This window comes from Nonlabens dokdonensis (genome assembly GCF_002162835.1).
In the GTDB taxonomy this organism is placed as follows: Bacteria; Bacteroidota; Bacteroidia; order Flavobacteriales; family Flavobacteriaceae; genus Nonlabens; species Nonlabens dokdonensis_B.
In genome coordinates, this window is the sequence record NZ_MAAX01000118.1 from 16,046 (window position 1) to 34,884 (window position 18,839).

At 34.2% G+C, this 18,839-nt stretch carries 22 protein-coding genes and 1 pseudogene; 10 read left to right on the forward strand and 13 right to left on the reverse strand.

Going from position 1 to position 18,839, the window contains the following annotated elements:
- Positions 1-48: 48 nt before the first annotated feature.
- Positions 49-1,374, forward strand: coding sequence for a lipopolysaccharide assembly protein LapB (locus tag A9Q93_RS07865; protein ID WP_303686840.1), 1,326 nt, complete (start codon positions 49-51; stop codon positions 1,372-1,374).
- A gap of 518 nt (positions 1,375-1,892) precedes the next feature.
- On the opposite strand, the gene A9Q93_RS07870 is transcribed toward A9Q93_RS07865, so the two are convergent.
- From A9Q93_RS07870 to A9Q93_RS07890, 5 genes are all read right to left on the reverse strand, one after another.
- On the reverse strand, positions 1,893-2,684 hold the full coding sequence (locus tag A9Q93_RS07870; RefSeq protein WP_303686841.1) for an anti-sigma factor: 792 nt from the start codon (positions 2,682-2,684) through the stop codon (positions 1,893-1,895).
- Positions 2,684-3,220: an RNA polymerase sigma factor gene (locus tag A9Q93_RS07875; protein ID WP_303686842.1), complete on the reverse strand. Its 537-nt coding sequence runs from the start codon at positions 3,218-3,220 to the stop codon at positions 2,684-2,686. Before A9Q93_RS07875 ends, A9Q93_RS07870 begins: the two co-directional genes overlap by 1 nt.
- A gap of 80 nt (positions 3,221-3,300) precedes the next feature.
- Positions 3,301-3,942, reverse strand: a complete 642-nt coding sequence (locus tag A9Q93_RS07880; protein WP_303686843.1) for a superoxide dismutase family protein — start codon at positions 3,940-3,942, stop codon at positions 3,301-3,303.
- 60 nt (positions 3,943-4,002) lie between these two features.
- Positions 4,003-4,491 (reverse strand): YdeI/OmpD-associated family protein, encoded by a 489-nt coding sequence (locus A9Q93_RS07885; protein WP_303686844.1) that lies wholly within the window; start codon positions 4,489-4,491, stop codon positions 4,003-4,005.
- Position 4,492: 1 nt separating this feature from the next.
- Positions 4,493-5,704, reverse strand: coding sequence for a bifunctional alpha/beta hydrolase/OsmC family protein (locus tag A9Q93_RS07890; RefSeq protein ID WP_303686845.1), 1,212 nt, complete (start codon positions 5,702-5,704; stop codon positions 4,493-4,495).
- Positions 5,705-5,826: 122 nt separating this feature from the next.
- Here A9Q93_RS07890 and A9Q93_RS07895 point away from each other — a divergent pair, with 122 nt between their 5' ends.
- From A9Q93_RS07895 to A9Q93_RS07900, 3 genes and pseudogenes are all read left to right on the forward strand, one after another.
- A complete protein-coding gene (locus A9Q93_RS07895) occupies positions 5,827-6,357 on the forward strand; it encodes a phosphoglycerate mutase family protein (RefSeq protein WP_303686846.1) in 531 nt (176 codons plus the stop codon).
- Positions 6,358-6,396: 39 nt separating this feature from the next.
- Positions 6,397-6,702 (forward strand): annotated as a pseudogene (locus A9Q93_RS14405) (hypothetical protein); the annotation flags it as partial.
- 339 nt (positions 6,703-7,041) lie between these two features.
- Entirely contained in the window at positions 7,042-7,260 is a 219-nt protein-coding gene (locus tag A9Q93_RS07900) for a VF530 family protein (protein WP_303686862.1), read from the forward strand.
- A gap of 161 nt (positions 7,261-7,421) precedes the next feature.
- Here A9Q93_RS07900 and A9Q93_RS07905 read toward each other — a convergent pair whose 3' ends face one another.
- Entirely contained in the window at positions 7,422-7,580 is a 159-nt protein-coding gene (locus tag A9Q93_RS07905; protein ID WP_303686847.1) for a hypothetical protein, read from the reverse strand.
- Positions 7,581-7,698: 118 nt separating this feature from the next.
- Between A9Q93_RS07905 and rpsA the strand changes: the two genes are divergently transcribed.
- Positions 7,699-9,552 carry a 30S ribosomal protein S1 gene (gene rpsA, locus A9Q93_RS07910; RefSeq protein ID WP_303686848.1) on the forward strand — a complete coding sequence of 618 codons (1,854 nt, stop codon included), beginning with the start codon at positions 7,699-7,701 and terminating at the stop codon, positions 9,550-9,552.
- Between the two features lie 138 nt (positions 9,553-9,690).
- Here the strand turns inward: rpsA and A9Q93_RS07915 are convergent, their stop codons facing one another.
- Both A9Q93_RS07915 and A9Q93_RS07920 read right to left on the reverse strand, forming a co-directional pair.
- Positions 9,691-10,515 carry a hypothetical protein gene (locus A9Q93_RS07915; RefSeq protein WP_303686849.1) on the reverse strand — a complete coding sequence of 275 codons (825 nt, stop codon included), beginning with the start codon at positions 10,513-10,515 and terminating at the stop codon, positions 9,691-9,693.
- Positions 10,508-10,942, reverse strand: a complete 435-nt coding sequence (locus A9Q93_RS07920) for a hypothetical protein (protein WP_303686850.1) — start codon at positions 10,940-10,942, stop codon at positions 10,508-10,510. Before A9Q93_RS07920 ends, A9Q93_RS07915 begins: the two co-directional genes overlap by 8 nt.
- Before the next feature lie 98 nt (positions 10,943-11,040).
- Here A9Q93_RS07920 and pyrR point away from each other — a divergent pair, with 98 nt between their 5' ends.
- From pyrR to A9Q93_RS07945, 5 genes are all read left to right on the forward strand, one after another.
- On the forward strand, positions 11,041-11,589 hold the full coding sequence (gene pyrR / locus A9Q93_RS07925) for a bifunctional pyr operon transcriptional regulator/uracil phosphoribosyltransferase PyrR (RefSeq protein ID WP_303686851.1): 549 nt from the start codon (positions 11,041-11,043) through the stop codon (positions 11,587-11,589).
- A complete protein-coding gene (locus A9Q93_RS07930; RefSeq protein ID WP_303686852.1) occupies positions 11,586-12,521 on the forward strand; it encodes an aspartate carbamoyltransferase catalytic subunit in 936 nt (311 codons plus the stop codon). The genes pyrR and A9Q93_RS07930 overlap by 4 nt, the downstream gene beginning before the upstream one ends.
- Positions 12,514-12,846, forward strand: a complete 333-nt coding sequence (locus A9Q93_RS07935) for a ribonuclease Z (protein ID WP_303686853.1) — start codon at positions 12,514-12,516, stop codon at positions 12,844-12,846. The genes A9Q93_RS07930 and A9Q93_RS07935 overlap by 8 nt, the downstream gene beginning before the upstream one ends.
- A 67-nt stretch (positions 12,847-12,913) precedes the next feature.
- Positions 12,914-13,819 carry a ribonuclease Z gene (locus tag A9Q93_RS07940; RefSeq protein ID WP_303686854.1) on the forward strand — a complete coding sequence of 302 codons (906 nt, stop codon included), beginning with the start codon at positions 12,914-12,916 and terminating at the stop codon, positions 13,817-13,819.
- A 246-nt stretch (positions 13,820-14,065) separates the two neighbouring features.
- Positions 14,066-15,445, forward strand: a complete 1,380-nt coding sequence (locus tag A9Q93_RS07945) for an NAD-dependent succinate-semialdehyde dehydrogenase (protein WP_303686855.1) — start codon at positions 14,066-14,068, stop codon at positions 15,443-15,445.
- A 223-nt stretch (positions 15,446-15,668) separates the two neighbouring features.
- Here A9Q93_RS07945 and A9Q93_RS07950 read toward each other — a convergent pair whose 3' ends face one another.
- From A9Q93_RS07950 to A9Q93_RS07970, 5 genes are all read right to left on the reverse strand, one after another.
- A complete protein-coding gene (locus A9Q93_RS07950) occupies positions 15,669-16,349 on the reverse strand; it encodes a hypothetical protein (protein ID WP_303686856.1) in 681 nt (226 codons plus the stop codon).
- 278 nt (positions 16,350-16,627) lie between these two features.
- A complete protein-coding gene (locus A9Q93_RS07955; RefSeq protein ID WP_303686857.1) occupies positions 16,628-17,224 on the reverse strand; it encodes a hypothetical protein in 597 nt (198 codons plus the stop codon).
- 189 nt (positions 17,225-17,413) lie between these two features.
- On the reverse strand, positions 17,414-17,839 hold the full coding sequence (locus A9Q93_RS07960) for a group III truncated hemoglobin (protein ID WP_303686858.1): 426 nt from the start codon (positions 17,837-17,839) through the stop codon (positions 17,414-17,416).
- A gap of 4 nt (positions 17,840-17,843) precedes the next feature.
- Complete coding sequence (locus A9Q93_RS07965; RefSeq protein ID WP_303686859.1) at positions 17,844-18,188, reverse strand: cupin domain-containing protein; 345 nt, start codon at positions 18,186-18,188, stop codon at positions 17,844-17,846.
- Between the two features lie 126 nt (positions 18,189-18,314).
- A partial coding sequence (locus A9Q93_RS07970) for a phosphoribosylformylglycinamidine synthase subunit PurQ (protein WP_303686860.1) occupies positions 18,315-18,839 on the reverse strand: 525 nt, incomplete at its 5' end.

Sequence of the window (18,839 nt, forward strand, 5' to 3'; positions counted from 1 at the left end):
TTAATTAAAATCGGCATTTTATTTTACCTATTTTCTAAACTACCTACTATGAAACATTCCTATTTCTTAATTTTATTTGCCTTATTATTTATAACCTCTTGTAACGAATCTAAAGACAAAGCTGTTAAAGAGACAAAGAAAATAGTCACTAATAAAACGGATTACAATACTTACCTAGAGTCAGATAATTCTCAATTCATCACAGATTTAAAATCTGATATTGATAGCCTTGAAAAGCTAGTTGCTATTAATAATACTGGAGTTGTAGATTTAGGTAGGTTATCTTCAAAACTCAATTTACTTTACGACTTAAAAGGAGATGTAAATCATCTCAATCGTTCTGTAGAAATGCAAGAAGCGGTAGTTGAAAATATGTACATTGAACCAGAGAAATCTAAATATGCTCTAGCTCAAGCTTACATAAAACAACATAAATTTAAAAAAGCAGATAGTTTACTACGTTCCTTTGCGCAAGAAGCCGCTACAACAGAGAGCCAACTGCTTTTCTTTGATGTAGCTATGGAATTAGGCGATTATGCCAAAGCAGAAAAAATGCTCAATGCTATTCAAAATCAAAAAAATTACAACTATTTAATTAGAGCTGCTAAGTGGAATGATTATAAAGGTGATCTAGATGCCACTATAAGATTAATGGAAGAAGCAAAAACCCTTGCAGATCAAAGTGGAAACCCTTCTATTCAAATATGGAGCAATTCTAATATTGCAGATTATTATGGTCATGATGGTCAAATTCAAAATTCTTACGATCATTATTTGAAAACGCTTGAATTAGATCCAGATAATACTTACGCACTCAAAGGTATAGCTTGGATAGCCTATTCTCATGAAAATAATCCAGAAGAAGCATTACGTATTTTACACCAACTCAAGAAACGCCATCCTTTACCAGACTATAACCTAGATATAGCTGAGATAAAAGAATATCAAAATAAAAGCGAGGAAGCAGAGACCTTAAGAAAAGAATTTCTAGAAGAAGTAAATAATAGTTCTTATGGTGCGATGTACAATACTTACAAAATAGAAGAACTACTTGCCGGTAATGAAGATGATAAAGCAAAAGCTCTTCAAATCGCTCAACTAGAAGTTGAAAATAGATCAACTCCTGAAACACAAAGTTTACTGAGTTATGCATTACTTAAAAATAATCAGGCTCAGAAAGCATTAGAAAATCAAAAGAAATATGTCATTGATAAAACGTATGAACCAGTAGCACAGCTTCATACTCTTGAAATATTAATGGCAAACAATAAGAAAAACGATGCGTTAACCTATACAGAAGAATTATCTGGAGCGTCATATGAACTTGGTCCAGTTACGATGAAAGAATATTATAGCATTCTTGAAGGAGTTTAAAACCGTTATTATCGTTTTTACGTAAGTATAGATATAGGATGATAATCCTTAAAATGAAACCTAAGGGGAATGTTAGGTTAGTTTTGGTTGGTTAGTTTGAATGCCTCACTATTTACTAGTGAGGCATTTTTTTGTGTGTAAATAACTTGTGAAATCTGTATCAAACAGCTCTTATTGTAGATATATTGATTTATCATGTAATCGCCGCTTAGTAAAGGATCTTTAAAGCTCCGTTATACATGCTCCAAAGGTGCTGGAATTTAAGAATGATTACTGCGGTATGACGGCTTTGCATTGCTGATAGTGGTTTAGCAATTTTTGGGCTGCATAAGATGTACTCTTTCTGACTATGTAATCTTCTATAGCCATACATATCTTAAGCAAAAATTCAAAGAAGTATACTCATAGTGGTTTGTAAATTCCGCTTTCGCGAAAGCGGAATACTTAAACAGCGTCCATAAAAAAATGACCTTTAAAAATTAAAGGCCATTTTAAAAATAATTATTAATAATTGGTACTTATTGCTCTATTACTCCTAACGTATACAATTGTTCTAAATTAGGTCCAGCAGCGCCACCATATTCTTCTAAAGTAATACCAAATGCTTGTGATGCATTATCATTCTCTATCCTTAATAAATTGTTGCTATTTTCAACAACTCCTAGACTTGTAGGTGTTAGCGGATTCAAAGTAAGTGACCACAATTGATATGACTTATCGCTAGGTGCTTGTGGTAAACCAGACACATCTACATAAGTAACATCTTCCTGGTCGTTATAAAAGGCTGTTGCATAAGAGTTTTCAAACCCTTTCTGACCAGCTAGATTTACTTTAACTGTATTCTTATCTTTTATAAAAGAAAGAGCTTCTTCATAATCGTTATTAACCGATTTTACGTTCTCTATTTCAGAATTCAGAATCTCATTATCTTGCTGTACATTAACTATCTGATTCTCTAGATTAGAATTAGACTCAGTAAGGTCATTATTTGATATGTATAGATATCCAGAGCTTATCAATAATGCTGCCGCTGCCGCCCAGGCCAGATAATTAGGTCTAGTTTTAACGATCTCTACAGTAGAGTCTTTTCCTATTATAGTTTGTAGTCTATCAAATAGTTCTAGTTCGTTCTTAGAAGGTGCTAATCCAGTAGCAAGCTTCATATACGTCTCTTCTATTTGTTGTACTTCTATTTGAAGAGGAATATTGTTTTTAAGTTCCTTAGTAATTTCTATGGAACGCTCTAGATCCAGTACTCCACAAACGTAGAGCTCTAAATCACCGCTGTTTATTAATTCTTGAGTATCCATTAGTTCATTATCATATTACGCAATGCCATCATACATTTTCTATGCCTAGTTTTTAGAGTGCCAGAAGGCATATCTAATTCTTTTGCACCATCATTAAATGTAAATCCTTTAAAGAAAATCACATCTATAATTTTAATGCACATAGGCTCTAATTTATTTATCCATTTTTTAAGATAGATAGCATTTGTTGATTCATCCAGGTCGTCACTGGTTTCTAGTATATCTACGAAATTATCTGTACTAAGGTTTTTTAAACCGTCTTTATGTCGCTTAGACCTTAAATAATCAATAGAAGCATTGCGTGAAATGTTCAAAGCCCAAGTAAAAAATCGCCCTTGAGCAGAATCATAGGAATCAGAATTATTCCATATTTTGATAAAAACGTCTTGTAAAATTTCTTCTGACACGTCTTTATTTTTTACAATATTATAAATTACACCATGTAAAGCTTCTTGATAGCGGTCATATACTCGAGTGAAAGCAGTTTGATCACCACTCTTCATTCTTTCAATTAATAAATCCGGTTGTGTACTCATTCTTAATAGTTAAAGGATAAAGATGCATAAAAAATGCTTGACCTTAAAAAAGTCAAGCATTTTTATGATTAATATATTTGTTATTTAATTACTCCACAAGCTTCTCTAGCTCCTGCAGCACCACTAGGTTGAGATTCAAAGTCGTCTGCACTTGCATGTACAATTACTCCTTTACCTACGATGTTGCGAGTTTCATCTTCACATCCTATACACCATTTATCAGTGCTGAAATCTAAAGTCGCCATTCCATCTTCTCCTACTTCTAGATTACCTATGTCACCAGAATGATGCATTTCATCACCCCATTTACCATGAGCTTCACTTGTAGGATCCCAGTGACCACCTGCACTTTTTCCATCGTCAGAGCTACAATCGCCATTTTGATGAATGTGAATCGCGTGCATTCCAGGTGTTAACCCTTTTAAATCTACATTCATAGCTACCTCATTTTCATTCTGAGAGAAGGTAATAGTACCACTCACATTACTACCACTTTTTGCAGACATAGGAACTACAATTTCTTTTCCTACCATAAGAGCAGTTTTAGAATCTTCCATTTTATCACTATGGTGGTCATCACCGTCATGTTCATGACTATGAGTTTCTCCATCATGTGTGTGCTCATGCTCATGTCCTTCTTGACCAGTTTCTTTTCCTTCTTTGCAAGATGATACACTTATCGATAAGGTAAGAGCCATTATTCCTATTACTAGTTTTTTCATTGTTGATTTATTTAAGTTTGATTATTAGCGTTAAAAATACTAAGTATAATGCGCAATACCTCATAAGAGTTTCTCAAATTTCATAGGATTGTGATTACCTACTTTTAAATTTTCCATCGCGTTAAGAGCTAAATCTACTCTCTTTTGAGAACCTTTTGCGTTGTAAATCATAAAAATAATATTGCGCTGTTTACCAGGTAGTAAATTTTCAAATATTTCATAAGCTTCATAATCACTCAACAATACAGCTTCTAGCTCCTCTGTCATAGGTGCTTGATACTTACTCGTATCTTCTTGCATTCTCACATGAATGGTATCTCCTTGCTCTACGTTAAGCTTTTTTTGATTTGCTTTAGAAAACAACATGGAGTAGGAGCCATGTCTTTTAGAAACTGCAGCGTACAAAACAATTTCTTTCTCTTTATGAGACACGTTTGCAACTACTCTCTTTATACGATCTTGAACAGCTTGCGCAGCAATATCATCAGGGATTGCAATTAAACCCATGAAACCATTATGTCCTATTTTAGTTTTGAATTCAAAAACCATTTTAAATTAATTTTGTGATCACTTGTGTTTCAGAATGTAGGGTTTTGTGTACTGGGCACTTGTCTGCTATTTGTAAAATACGTTGTAACTGCTTTTCACCTAAGTCACTCGTAATTTTTATACTTCTTATAAATGTATCGATTTTAGCGGCATCTTCTTCGCAGTTTTTACAATCTAGCGCATGTTGTTTGTCATAAGTAATATGACATTCTACATTTTGAATGATCCATTTTTTTCTTTTGGCGTACATCTGTATGGTCATAACAGTACAAGCCGCAAGACCACTAGAAAGTAAATCATATGGTGTAGGCCCAAAATCATTACCGCCTACGCTTTCAGGTTCATCTGCGGTTATGTAATGCTTACCAGCAACTATTTGCGTAGTGAACGCCTCTTCATTTCCTAAACTCGCTGCAACTTGATCTTCTGTTTTTATATCTTTTGTGTTTCCTTCAGGAACATAGCGTTTTGCCCAGCTCGCTATTACTTCACCTATATATTTTGAGTCTTCTTTATCGAGTAAAAGGTGATCTGCTCCATCGAGACTTACAAAGCTTTTAGGATGTATAGCGGCATGATACAGTTTTTCGGCGTGCTGGATTCCTACTGTTGTATCTTGAGGTGAATGTGCGATTAAAATAGGTTTTCTTAATTCTTTAAGTGTTTTAGTTACTTCTTGCTCATTGATATTTCTAAGAAATTGTTCTTTTATTTTAAACGGCCGGCCGCTTAATTGAACCGTTGCTTCACCATTTTCAATAATTGCATCTACTTGATCGCCAAACAAATGACGCACATGTTTTGTATCACTAGGAGCGCCTATGGTTGCTACAGCTTTTATGGAACTCGCTTTCGCGGAAGCGAATATAACAGCAGCACCGCCTAGACTATGCCCCATGAGTAGAGAAGGAGCTTTATAATTATCTTTTAAGTAGTCTATCGCAGCTAGTAAATCCTCTACGTTTCCTGAAAAGTTAGTATCAGCAAAATCACCGTCAGAATCACCTAATCCAGTAAAGTCAAATCTTAAAACACCATAGCCAGAAGTAGTTAATGCTCTGGTAATGTTTTTTGTAGCGCTAAAGTTTTTACTGCAGGTAAAACAATGCGCAAAAATCGCATAGTTATGAGGTTGTCTATCGGCAGGTAATTCCATTCTACCACTTAAGTCATATCCATTAGCGTTTTTAAAGCTTACTTTTTCAAAATTCATAAACACTTATTTTCTTTAAAAGTAAAATGTTTTTATCACAGTAGTATCAATATGAGTAATAATTCAGCTTTCTTACTTAATTCATTATAGATTCTATATTTTTACCGTAATAAATCATACCTATGAATAAAATATTTTTTTTACTAGCTTTTAGTTTGGTTTCTTGCTTTAGTTCTAATGATAATAAAACTCCAGAAGAGCTGCAAAAAGAACAACTCACTACATTTTATTTTATACGTCATGCAGAGAAGATGACAGATCAAGGTAGCGATCCAGAACTTACTGAAAAAGGAAAAGCTAGAGCAAATGATTGGGTAAATTACTTCTTTTTAAAAGATGTAGATCATGTAATATCTTCTGATTTTAAAAGAACAAAAGCTACAGCTGCACCACTTGCAAAGTCTAAGAAGTTAGAAATAGAACTTTACGATGTGAGAAAAGCTACAGGTAAATCATTATTAGAAAAGTATAGAGGTAAGACCGTTGCTTTATTTGGCCACAGTAATACGATTAATAAATATGCAAACGCATTGCAAAAGGATAGCATCTATAACGACTTAGAAGATTCTGATTATGATCATTTCTTTGTTGTACGTATAGATAAAGATGGTAATTCTAGTGCAGTTAAGGAGGCAATGGGCTTTCAGGAATAAAGTAACACATAGCAATAAATGAAATTACTAAGCTGGAATATGAATCGCCATGATGGTGATCAAGAAAACTTATCTCATAGTACGTTCAAAGAACTTATCCTAGAGCACGATGCTGATGTAGTTATTCTAACACATACTAATTTGAACTTTCAGTTAGACGGGATCTATAAAAGAATCACTACTCAAGAAATGCCATTGCGTCACGATGGTATCGATTATAAAGAAGGTGAAAACAGAGTCAGTATATATACCAAATATCCCTTAAAGAATAAGGTCAAAACTTATGATGACCATAATAGCATATGCCAGATGCTGGATACGCCTTTAGGCAACCTGAATATCTATGGAACTGTAATAGGTGCAAATAAAGAGCTTTTTGAGTCAGATTTACTGGAGCAAAAAGATGATTTAGAACGTATTCAAGGTGCTATTTGCTATGTAGGTGATTACCAGATGTCTTTTGTAAAACCTTATTTGCCTAATGAAGAAAAAGTAATGGATATGCAAGCCTTTGCAGATTCTCAAAAAATGGCCATCCTCACTGCCGACTTTGAAAATCTCATGAGCCATGTGATGATTAGCAAATCGTTCTTGAAAGGGAATACCACAAAACTTGATCTATTTGAAGTTCCATCTCACATTTCTAATAAAGAAATCATAGTTGTAGAGATCAAAGAAAAGGAAATTAAAAAACAAGTAAATAATCCGCTACATGGTGTGAAGCTAGCCTATATGCTAGAAAAGTTAGTAGATCATTACGGCTGGAATGAACTGGGCGATCTCATCAGGATCAATTCCTTCAATTCAAACCCAGGATTCAAATCAAGTTTAAAGTTTTTACGCAAAACTGATTGGGCTAGGAAGAAGGTGGAGGATTTATATGTAGAGACTTTTATAGACTAACAATAAACTTAGCACTTACAAAATCGAAGGCAGTTTTTCATACCTAATTTAAAACCTCACAAATCCTAATCATACTTCTGGCTTTTAAGTTGATCATTTTCTCTGATTTGCGAGGTTATTTTCAATTTAATAAACGCAATTTACATGCTAGTTACTATTCTTTATATGATAAATGAGTGAATGGTGTATCTCATTGAGTGAAGAACCCAGTGTGGTAGAGTTGAGGTTGAAAATTCCGCTTTCGCGAAAGCGAGACTAGCATCCATAATTTTAAGAGAAATAGCACTAGGAAAAGAGGGAAAAAGAATGTATTTTTGCAAACCCAAATTGAGAATAAGGAAACCAATTGGGAATCAAATATTTATCTATAACTCTTCTAAAGGAGTTCTGTAAGTTTCCACGCCTCTTTAGAATACAAATTTTAATCAGCAACAAATCATGGCTGAAGAAACAACAAAACAAGAACTTGAAGCTGCACAAGATGGTGCAACTGAAACTCAAGTTCAAGAACAAGTAGAGAAAGCAACCGCTGCTCCTACATCTCCACAACAAGAAGATCCTACTGCTTTTCTAGACTCATTTGACTGGGAACGTTATAGTGAAGGAATTGAAAAAGTTGATGAAGAACAATTAAAAGCTTTTGAAAAGTTAGTATCTGACAATTTTGTAGATACTATCGATAGCGATGTTATCGAAGGTGTAGTTATCAAGATCACTGATCGTGATGCTATTATCGACATCAATGCAAAATCTGAAGGTGTTATCTCTCTTAACGAGTTCCGTTACAACCAGAACCTTAAAGAAGGTGACAAAGTTGAGGTACTTGTAGATGTACGTGAAGATGCGACAGGACAATTAGTTCTTTCTCACCGTAAAGCACGTCTTATCAAGGCATGGGAGCGCGTTAACAATGCTCACGACACTGGCGAGATCGTAAACGGTTACGTTAAATGTCGTACTAAAGGTGGTATGATCGTAGATGTTTTCGGTATCGAGGCATTCTTACCAGGTTCACAAATTGATGTGAAGCCTATACGTGATTATGATCAGTATGTAGATAAAACAATGGAATTCAAGGTGGTGAAAATTAACCACGAGTTTAAAAACGTTGTAGTATCTCACAAAGCGCTTATCGAAGCAGATATCGAAGAGCAGAAGAAAGAAATTATCTCTCGTCTAGAGAAAGGACAAGTACTAGAAGGTGTTGTGAAAAACATCACTTCTTACGGTGTGTTTGTTGATCTAGGTGGTGTAGATGGATTAGTTCACATTACAGATCTTTCTTGGTCTCGTATCAATCACCCTAACGAGATTGTAGAACTAGATCAAACACTTAACGTAGTAATCCTAGACTTTGATGAAGATAAGTCTCGTATCCAGTTAGGTCTTAAGCAATTAGAGGCTCACCCATGGGAAGCACTTTCTGATAAGATCAAGCCAGGAGATAAGGTGAAAGGTAAAGTAGTTGTAATCGCTGATTATGGTGCATTTGTAGAAGTAGAAGAAGGAGTTGAAGGACTTGTTCACGTATCTGAAATGTCATGGTCTACGCACTTAAGAAGTGCTGGTGACTTTGTGAAAGTAGGAGACATGATCGATGCTGAGGTTCTTACTATTGATAGAGAAGATCGCAAGATGTCTCTAGGTATGAAGCAACTTCACCCAGATCCATGGACTGACATTACTACTAAGTATCCTGTAGGTTCCCGTCATAAAGGAACGGTAAGAAACTTTACTAACTTTGGTGTATTTGTAGAACTTGAAGAAGGAGTAGATGGATTAATTTACATCTCTGACTTATCATGGACTAAGAAAGTGAAGCACCCATCTGAATTCTGTGCAGTAGGAGACACACTAGAAGTAGTGGTTCTTGAACTAGACGTAGAAGGACGTAAATTATCTCTAGGGCACAAGCAAACTATGCCTAACCCATGGGATAAGTACGAAGGTGAATTTGGTGTAGGAACAACTCACGACATTGAAATTGATGAAACTGTAGACAAAGGTGCTGTAGTTAACTTTAACGAAGATATCTCTGTATTTATTCCAACACGTCACTTAGAAAAAGAAGATGGTTCTAAATTGAAAAAAGGTGATAAGGCGCAAATCCAGATCATTGAATTCAACAAAGAATTTAAGCGTGTAGTAGGTTCTCACATGGTTCTTCACAAAGAAGAAGAAGCTAAGAATGTGAAACAAGCAGCTGCTAAAGCTTCTGAAGAGTCTAAGCCTACTTTAGGTGATGCTAACTCTAAGTTACAAGCTCTTAAAGATAGAATGGAAGGTAAATAATCCTGAACATTTTAAAATAGAAAGTATCCCTTATCATTTATTTGATAAGGGATTTTTATTTAAACAGTAATTTACTCTTTAGCTACATTTCTACTATAACTTTGAGTAGAAGTAAAATTCTTAACGCTACTAGATTGATTAGAATCTAGTGTAGTTTATATAGCAAAAAATTACAACTAATATTAAAAACAGGCTTTTAAGCAGTTGCTGGATTCTGGTATTTTGGATTTGAGTATCAAAACATGATATAAGTGTAAGTATAGAAAAGAACCCAAATTCACTTCGGAATAAAGCTGTTCCTATGACAAAGAACAATAAGGCATAATATTTCTTTTTTCTGGGCAGTACGATCATTGCAACTGATAATATTATTTCACTAATTAAAACAAACCAAGTGAAAATTTTAGAAAAAGCTACAGTTTTATCACTAATATTTAAAGCAATTGATTGATGAGTATATTTAATATCATGAAAGCGATCATTAAATAATTGAGCATTAGTACTAAAGTCAGAATCTAACAAATGACCGATTTGTGGGAAGCTAGTTCCGCTTAAAAATAGTTCACCTATCAAATTACCATTCATAAAATAGGTGCTCAATCCTTTTTGTAATGTAGCAACTATAATTACTAAGGATAATATATAAAAAGGGAAGTTCCATGATTTATCCTTGAACCAAAGTCTATATACCATGTAAAAACTAAATATCCCTAAAAGGCTCTTGTGATTTGCCATCTGGTAATAGCTCATATACCAGCTGCCTATAAAATTTATGGCATAAAATAATACACTTAGTTTTTCAAACTTTTTATTATAATACAACAAGTTGATCAGGGCTATTATTACTATAGGTCCTTTTATCAATGGCGCTTTAATTGCTGTCGCTAGAAAGAATAAACAAATGAAGAAATGATACATTCTCATTATATCAATTCTATTGAGGTAAGATAATGCTTTATTCATAGCTATAGACTTTAACAGATCTTGCTATCTTATTATCTATGTCTAAATCAGTTCTGTGAATCTCTAAATTACCTTCCTGATTTGTAAACCTTGCTACCCAAGGGTTTTCTTTTAGATCTTTTTCATACCATTCAGGATAGAAACTTGCTACTCTTAGCGCCTTTCCAGCTTTAAAATAAATGGATTGAGAACTTTCATCTAATCTATGATAATCGTCCTTTCTTATAGGGTACACTTGAATAAGAGAATCTGTATTCTTTAAACGGTAAACAATTGCACGATACTCGCCATGGCTATCAGTATACATCCCATAACCACATCCTTTCCATTTAGTTAAATTTTGAAGATTGCTAGCATAAAGCTGCCAGGAGATCATTATCAATGGCATGAGAATAAGAGAAATCTTAAATAGTCTTTTTAATTTCATAAAATCATTGATATGTGATTAACGCAAAGCAAAATACTTATCTTTGCTTACAATATAGAATTAAAATTAATGCCTTTTTTCAAAATTAAATAGGATTAATGAGTCAGAAATTACTTCTCGATGCTGCTGCGCTTGATATCATTCTTCATAGATTAGCTTGTCAATTAATTGAAAATCATGATTTGTTTGAAAATACTGCGTTGATAGGTCTTCAACCTAGAGGTAGTTTTTTATTACAACGGTTAACTGACATTTTAAGAAAAACCTATAAAATTAAAAATCTAGAGACAGGATTACTAGATATAACTTTTTATAGAGACGACTTCAGAAGAAATGAGGAGCCGCTAAAAGCAAATTCAACTGAAATTAACTTTCTCGTAGAGAATAAACGCGTGGTAATCGTAGACGATGTTTTGTATACGGGAAGAAGTATACGTGCCGCTTTAACCGCATTACAATCTTTTGGTAGACCTAAAACTATTGAATTGCTAACTCTCATAGATAGAAGATTTTCTAGACATTTACCTATCCAGCCAGATTACAATGGTAGACAAGTAGATGCGATTAATAATCAAAAAGTAAAGGTATTGTGGAAAGAAAATGATGGTGAAGATGCAGTTTATCTTTTAAAAAATACAGACTCATGAGTGAATTGAGCGTTGATAACCTTTTAGGAATTAAGTACCTCACTGTAGATGACATTAATTTAATTCATAAAACAGCCGATCAATTTAAGGAGGTCATCAATAGACCTATAAAAAAAGTACCATCACTTAGAGATATTACCATTGCAAATCTCTTTTTTGAGAACTCCACCAGAACAAAACTGTCTTTTGAACTTGCTGAGAAACGTCTCAGTGCAGATGTTATTAATTTCAGCGCTGCGCAAAGCTCTGTTAAAAAGGGAGAAACTTTAGTCGACACAGTAAATAATATTCTCGCTATGAAAGTGGATCTAGTGGTTATGCGTCATCCGCATCCTGGAGCTGGAGTGTTTCTTTCTAAACACGTGGATGCAAGAATAGTTAATGCCGGCGATGGTGCACATGAGCATCCTACCCAAGCTCTATTAGACAGCTACTCTATTAAAGAGAAATTAGGTGATTTAAAAGGCAAGAAAATTGTCATCGTAGGTGATATTTTACACAGCCGTGTTGCTTTGTCAAATATTTACTGCCTTAAAAAATTAGGAGCAGAAGTCATGGTATGTGGTCCTGCGACTCTTATTCCAAAACATATTGAATCCTTAGGTGTAAAAGTAGAGCACAATTTAAAAAAAGCTCTAGAATGGTGTGATGTAGCAAATATGTTACGTGTACAAAACGAGCGCATGGATATCTCCTATTTTCCAAGTGTACGTGAGTATGTCCAGCAGTACGGTGTAAATATGGACTTGTTAAATAGTTTAAATAAAAAAATTGTAATCATGCATCCTGGACCTATTAATAGAGGTGTAGAGATTACAAGTGACGTAGCAGACTCTGATCAAGCAATCATCCTTAATCAGGTAGAAAATGGAGTGGCTATAAGAATGGCGGTTCTATATTTAATTGCTGCAAAAATTAGAAGAAATGAATAGTGAACAACACGATAATTATATCATCTTACAAGATGAAAGAGGTGATATCCAGCAATTTGCAACCTTCTTAACAAGCATCTACGATCAATTTGTAGATAAAAATTTAATCGTAGACTTACTTAAGTATGAAGCAGCTACATTAATGGACTTGTTATCATTTTTAGAATTGAGTAATAAGCATAGAGCAGCAAAGCACTCATTTGTTTTAGTAAATACAGCTTTATCTAGAGATGAAATTCCAGATGAGCTCTTAGTTGTTCCCACGGTTCATGAAGCAAAAGATGTTATCTCTATGGAAGAAATGGAGCGAGAATTAGGCTTCTAATAAATGCTTTAAATGTAGATGTAGCCTTAAGAGCTATCCTCTTTTTTATGAATCAAAATTTCATTCTTTGAAGCTCACCATTTTAGGTTGCCATAGTGCGACGCCGCGAGATAATGCTCGACCTACAGCCCAAATTCTAGAGATGAAAGGACACTTATTTCTCATAGATTGCGGCGAGGGAACACAAATGGCATTGCGTAGGAATAAAGTGAAATTTGCGCGTATTAAACATGTTTTTATATCACACCTGCATGGCGATCACGTCTATGGACTTATAGGTTTAATTTCTACATTTTGTCTGTTAAGTCGTGAGTCAGATTTGACTGTTTACGGTCCTAAAGGAATTAAAGAGCTTATTCTTGTTCAATTAAAATTAGCTGGTGTTTACACTTCTTTTAGTTTACGCTTTCGCGAAAGCGAGATAAATACACCACAATTATTACTAGAAGATGATTCCTTAACCGTGACCACCATACCTCTGGAACACCGCATATTTACACACGGATTTCTATTTAAAGAAAAGCCAGGTGATAGACACCTAGATGTAGTTGCATGTCAAGAACATAATATAGACAAGGCTTACTACCGTAAAATAAAACAAGGTCACGATCATATTCAGGAAGACGGAGAGGTTATTGAAAATGAGCTATTAACCACAGATGGCGAGAAGCCTAAAAGTTATGCTTTTTGCAGTGATACCATTTACAAAGAAGATATAGTGCCACAAATTACAGGTGTTACCGCTTTATACCATGAGAGTACCTTTCTCAAATCTCATGAGCATCTTTGTGAGAAAACAAAACACAGTACTGCAGAGCAAGCTGCAAAAATTGCTTTAAAAGCAAAAGTAGGAACACTAATCTTAGGCCATTATTCTTCTCGTTATGGCGATTATGAATTGTTTAGAAAAGAAGCTCAGGAAGTTTTTCAAAATTCAGAATTAGCTATGGATGGAAAGGTATTTAAATTTTAGACTTATAAATTTTTTTACTCTTTTCACATTTTAGTAAAAGAAGATTGACTTCGTCATATTTTCTTTTAATCCTACTTAATCTAAAACTGCTTTCAAGTGGTGATTTTTCTAATATTTAAGGAAAACTCACTCTATGTGTTAAAAGAGCTATAATCTCACGTTAAAAATTTATACATTTTATTTATGTTCTCATTTATTTAACGTGATAGCTTAAGTAGTAACTCTATCTTTAAAAGAAAAACTATTATGAGCAACCAAGTAACAACAATAAACCCAGCAACAGGTAAAGATTTAAAGTCCTATGATGTAATGTCCGAAGAGCAGACTATGACCGCAGTTCAAGACTGCCATGAAGCATTTAAGGCATGGAAGGCAACACCTATCGAAGAACGAGGTGAGATCATTAAAAAAATAGGAGAGCAGTTTAAAGAACATGAAGAAGATTTTGCTGAGCTGATGACTCAAGAAATGGGTAAGCTTTTCAAACATGGTAAACAAGAACTTCAACTCTGTGCAGGTATTTGTGAGTATACGGCCGCAACTGGGGCAAAAGAGTTAGCAAATGAAGAAGTAGATCTTCAAAATGGTGGTAAAGGTATTGTGACCTATTCTCCTTTAGGAGTTATTTACGGTATACAACCATGGAACTTTCCAGCTTACCAAGTGGTACGCTATTCCATTGTTAATTTAATGGCAGGAAATGGTATACTATTAAAGCATGCCGAAAATGTAACTGGTTCTGCATTAAAACTTAAAGAAATTTATGAAGCAGCTGGATTGCCTAAGGATTTATTTAATGTATTGATAATAGATCACGATATAAGTGAAAAAGTTATAGAACATGATCTAGTACGTGGAGTTACCTTTACTGGTAGTGCTGGAGTCGGTAGAAAAATAGGTGAGCAAGCTGGTAAAAATATTAAAAAGTCTGTTCTAGAATTAGGTAGTAATGATGCTTACATTGTTCTAGAAGATGCCGATGTGGAGTTGGCCATTAAAACCTGTACACGTGGACGTATTTATAATAATGGAGAAACTTGCGTCGCTGCAAAACGTTTTATCGTGGTAGATGCAGTCTATGAAGAATTCAAGAAAGGATTTGTAGAGCGTATGAGTAATATTAAACATGGAGATCCTATGGATGAAAATTCACAATTAGGACCTATGGCTCGTAAAGATTTACGTGAAAAGTTACACAACCAAGTAGAAGAAAGCGTAGAAAATGGTGCTGAAGTTTTATGCGGTGGCAAGTTACCAGATGGTGATGGTTTCTATTATCCATCAACCGTATTAGGTAACGTAAATCCAGGACAACCGGCTTATGATGATGAACTTTTTGGACCAGTAGCATCTTTGATTAAAGCAAAAGATCAAGAAGATGCGATGAGAATAGCAAACGATAGCCGTTTTGGACTAGGAGGCGGAATCTTCTCTAAAGATGAGGATAAAGCTATAGAATTGGCTCAAAATCATTTTGATACAGGAATGGTGTTTATCAATTCTTTCGGTCTAGCTCAAGTAGATATGCCATTTGGTGGAGTGAAAGATTCAGGTTTCGGTAGAGAACATGGTGGCTTTGGAATCAAAGAATTTGTAAACGTAAAAGCTATTAATATTTTGAAATAGATCACATATAGAATTTACCATAAAAACCACTGCCTTAGCAGTGGTTTTTTTATTTGCATTATCTCGCTTTCGCGAAAGCGTAACCCTATCATTTAAAACGATTAATGAAATCTTCCTTGCTCTTAAGAAACTAGTTCATTACCTGAACATTCCTTGAAATAATTGTATTAAAAATTAAAGACTAAAAATTAAAAGTCAAAAGCTTTTAGTTAGTAACTAAAATTTAATTTGGGCGTTCAGGAATATAAGTAACATCCACATCAATTTCATTTCCATAAGTTATTACTATGGAACATAATACAGAAACACTTTTACCATTTTGGGTTGCATGTTCCATCACAGGAATTTTTCTAAGCACTCTTAAGATTTCTGCCTGAACATTAACTTCAGAGTCTCTTACTTTCATGCCAGTTACATCTCCATTTTCATCGATGATGAAGAAAGCTTCTACCTTTTTAGGCGTAGTGAGATTTAAATCTTTAGAGATACTCAAATTGAATTCTCGCTTTACAAAAGCCGCTATTTTATGATCAAAACATGCTCTCGTCTCTTCTATAGAGAGATCTTCACAACCATCATAAACTGGCGCCATTTCTACATCTTTTAATATGATACTATCGTCAGAAGTATAGACGGACATACCATCATCTTTAGATACAATACTACATAGACTTAATAAAGCCTGTTCTTCATCTTCTGATATGTTGCCTTGTACCATTATTTGTTCTTGAACTGCATTTATTTTTGTGATTAAATCACTTGCTGTGTTTTTTTCACTGTCAGTGGTTTGGACCGGTTGAGATGCTTCCTTGCATGAAATAGTGACTACCATCATTAAAATAGTTGCGAGAACTATTAAATGTTGGAATTTCGATTCTGTGTATTCCTTAATTCTGTCAATCATAAATATTAGTTTTAGTCTGCCTGCTGTGATGAGTTCTGTAATTTAATGAATAAAAACTAGAAATAATTAAAGCGAGCATTCATCTATTGCTATAGCTTTGTTAACTAATACATATACAGAAATATAGGTTTCTATTTTACTTCAATCCTTCACTAACATGACATAAAAAAAGGCTCTTGAATCAATGAATCGATTCTTTGAGCCTAGGACAATAGTGTATCAAATTTGCGAAGTGGTAGTAATGGTTTTACCTCAGTTTTTTGAAGGGTCTATAGTTTTCATATAATCGTCAATTTTTTTTCTTTGACTATTTCGTAAGCGATCGTCATAGAATCTATTCCTTCATTCCATGTTGGAAATTGATTGTTAAAATGTTTTACCATATTAATAAACCTTCTTCCTTGATGTAATTTATTTGTTTCGTCTTTATTTAAGTTTTTGAATTTAGTCAATTTATTAATCACTTCATTTAAGTTTTCTCTCGGTTCAATCAGGTTATGATTGTTAGCGTGCATTCTTAGGCTTACTTCAAACAATGCGGCAATTCCGTATATCGAATCCGGAATATCAGTATCAGTTATTTTTCCGTACTCTTTGTAGCAATCTATATAAAATTTTTGGAGAGATGGATTAGCATTAAATAATCCCAAAAAATCAAAGTCATCATTTCTTGCGATGTTGTCGGATGTAATTTTCCCTTTATTATAAACTACTGAATGAGGTATTTCTCCTTTTACAGAATTGATGAATTCAAAATAATTTCCGTGTCTAATCATTTTAAATTCAGGGTTAAACTTGTCAATTTTCACGTTAGATTTTAAGACTTTCAGCATATAACCAACTGCAGTGGTAAAGGGTATAATTAATTCTTTCATTCTGATTGGATTCGAAAATTACAAGTCGTTAACTAATAATAAGGCTTCTATACTTGTTCTTTGTTGTTCATTCATAAATGTTAGCTAACGGTCTTGTATATGAAAAGTAGGCGATTTCGAAGCACAGAACTTTCGGTTAAGCAAAAAGTTCGATACGAGCCAAGACCCATAATTTTATTACTATATCGCCTATTTTTTATATACATTGTTATCTGCAGGCTTTTTATTTTCAGGTCTATTATTCCATATAGTTAAAAATTGTCCCGTGGACATTTTACGAGCTGATTGTTTTGCTTTTAAAGCTAGTTCTCCTTCAAAAAGTTGGTCGATTGTTTCGAACCAAAGTTGTAGCCAAGTCCCAAAATGGGTTTGAGTTATAGAATGGTTCAAATTTTTGTCAACGTTTATGTGTTTCATTGAAGGGCTCCCTTTAAACTTTGCTATTCCAAATAAATTTGTTTCCCAAAAATCAGTCAATTTTTCAAGGTGTTCTGGCCATTGTTCTTCCGAAATATGGCTATTGAAAATTGGACCCAATAATTCATTCTTTCGAATTTTTGCGTAAAAAGTATGTACTAATTTTCTAATGTCTTCACGACTATTTATTGTATCCATTACATTAAGAATTATCAGCGATTTTCTTTACTCTAGAGACATCATCAAATTTGGATAATGTCAAACGAACAATGCTGTCTTTTTTAGCTGTCAAGTCGTGATAAACATTACTTTCCAACGTGATAACATCTCCCATTTGAAGCGATTTTATTTCATCTCCTATTCCAAAGTATATTTCACCTTCTAAAATATGAACTATAATGGGATACGGAGCTTTATGCTCTTTCATTGTTTGTCCATTTTTCAAAAGAATTCTAATTTCCTTTGAAAATGAAGTTTCCAAAATGACTTTAGTGACAATCCGATTATCACTATATTCTATATTTTCATTAAATGACTTGATATTCATTCCATTCTTTTTTTATGCTTGCAGATAACTTGTTATATCAAATTAAATATACTCTTTATCCAAAAGGATAAACGGATAAGCCCTTATTTGAAAGCGACTTATCCGTTTCTCAAAAAGCTTAAAAGACTACTTGCGTTCTAACCAAACTCTAGCATTCACAAATGCTTCTAGCCATGGCGTTACTTCGTCATTCTTGCGGTCTGTAGGGTAGTGTGCCCAGTTCCATGAGAATGTAGATCGCTCTAGGTGTGGCATCATCACTAGGTGACGTCCATCTTCACTGTTTAACATGGCAGCGTTATAGTCAGATCCATTAGGGTTTGCAGGATAACTGTCGTAACCATAAGTCGCTGGGATTTGATAAGCGCTGCGGTCTTTAGGTAATTGGAATTTTCCTTCTCCGTGTGCTGCCCATATTCCAAGTTTACTACCTTCTAGAGATTGTAGCATGATAGAATTGTTTTTGGCAATTTCTACACTGGTAAAATTACACTCAAACTTTCCAGAGTCATTGTGAAGCATTTTAGGCTTTTCGTCATGGTCTGGATTAATTAATCCTAGCTCTACAAAGAGTTGGCAACCATTACAAACACCTATACTCATCGTGTCTGGTCTCGCAAAGAAGTTTTTCAATGCGGTATTAGCTTTCTC

Coding starts and splice junctions, on each gene's coding strand:
- A9Q93_RS07865 (WP_303686840.1), top strand. CDS start 49: ATGAAACATTCCTATTTCTTAATTTTATTTGCCTTATTATTTATAACC.
- A9Q93_RS07870 (WP_303686841.1), bottom strand. CDS start 2,684: ATGGATACTCAAGAATTAATAAACAGCGGTGATTTAGAGCTCTACGTT.
- A9Q93_RS07875 (WP_303686842.1), bottom strand. CDS start 3,220: ATGAGTACACAACCGGATTTATTAATTGAAAGAATGAAGAGTGGTGAT.
- A9Q93_RS07880 (WP_303686843.1), bottom strand. CDS start 3,942: ATGAAAAAACTAGTAATAGGAATAATGGCTCTTACCTTATCGATAAGT.
- A9Q93_RS07885 (WP_303686844.1), bottom strand. CDS start 4,491: ATGGTTTTTGAATTCAAAACTAAAATAGGACATAATGGTTTCATGGGT.
- A9Q93_RS07890 (WP_303686845.1), bottom strand. CDS start 5,704: ATGAATTTTGAAAAAGTAAGCTTTAAAAACGCTAATGGATATGACTTA.
- A9Q93_RS07895 (WP_303686846.1), top strand. CDS start 5,827: ATGAATAAAATATTTTTTTTACTAGCTTTTAGTTTGGTTTCTTGCTTT.
- rpsA (WP_303686848.1), top strand. CDS start 7,699: ATGGCTGAAGAAACAACAAAACAAGAACTTGAAGCTGCACAAGATGGT.
- A9Q93_RS07915 (WP_303686849.1), bottom strand. CDS start 10,515: ATGAATAAAGCATTATCTTACCTCAATAGAATTGATATAATGAGAATG.
- A9Q93_RS07920 (WP_303686850.1), bottom strand. CDS start 10,942: ATGAAATTAAAAAGACTATTTAAGATTTCTCTTATTCTCATGCCATTG.
- pyrR (WP_303686851.1), top strand. CDS start 11,041: ATGAGTCAGAAATTACTTCTCGATGCTGCTGCGCTTGATATCATTCTT.
- A9Q93_RS07930 (WP_303686852.1), top strand. CDS start 11,586: ATGAGTGAATTGAGCGTTGATAACCTTTTAGGAATTAAGTACCTCACT.
- A9Q93_RS07935 (WP_303686853.1), top strand. CDS start 12,514: ATGAATAGTGAACAACACGATAATTATATCATCTTACAAGATGAAAGA.
- A9Q93_RS07945 (WP_303686855.1), top strand. CDS start 14,066: ATGAGCAACCAAGTAACAACAATAAACCCAGCAACAGGTAAAGATTTA.
- A9Q93_RS07950 (WP_303686856.1), bottom strand. CDS start 16,349: ATGATTGACAGAATTAAGGAATACACAGAATCGAAATTCCAACATTTA.
- A9Q93_RS07955 (WP_303686857.1), bottom strand. CDS start 17,224: ATGAAAGAATTAATTATACCCTTTACCACTGCAGTTGGTTATATGCTG.
- A9Q93_RS07960 (WP_303686858.1), bottom strand. CDS start 17,839: ATGGATACAATAAATAGTCGTGAAGACATTAGAAAATTAGTACATACT.
- A9Q93_RS07965 (WP_303686859.1), bottom strand. CDS start 18,188: ATGAATATCAAGTCATTTAATGAAAATATAGAATATAGTGATAATCGG.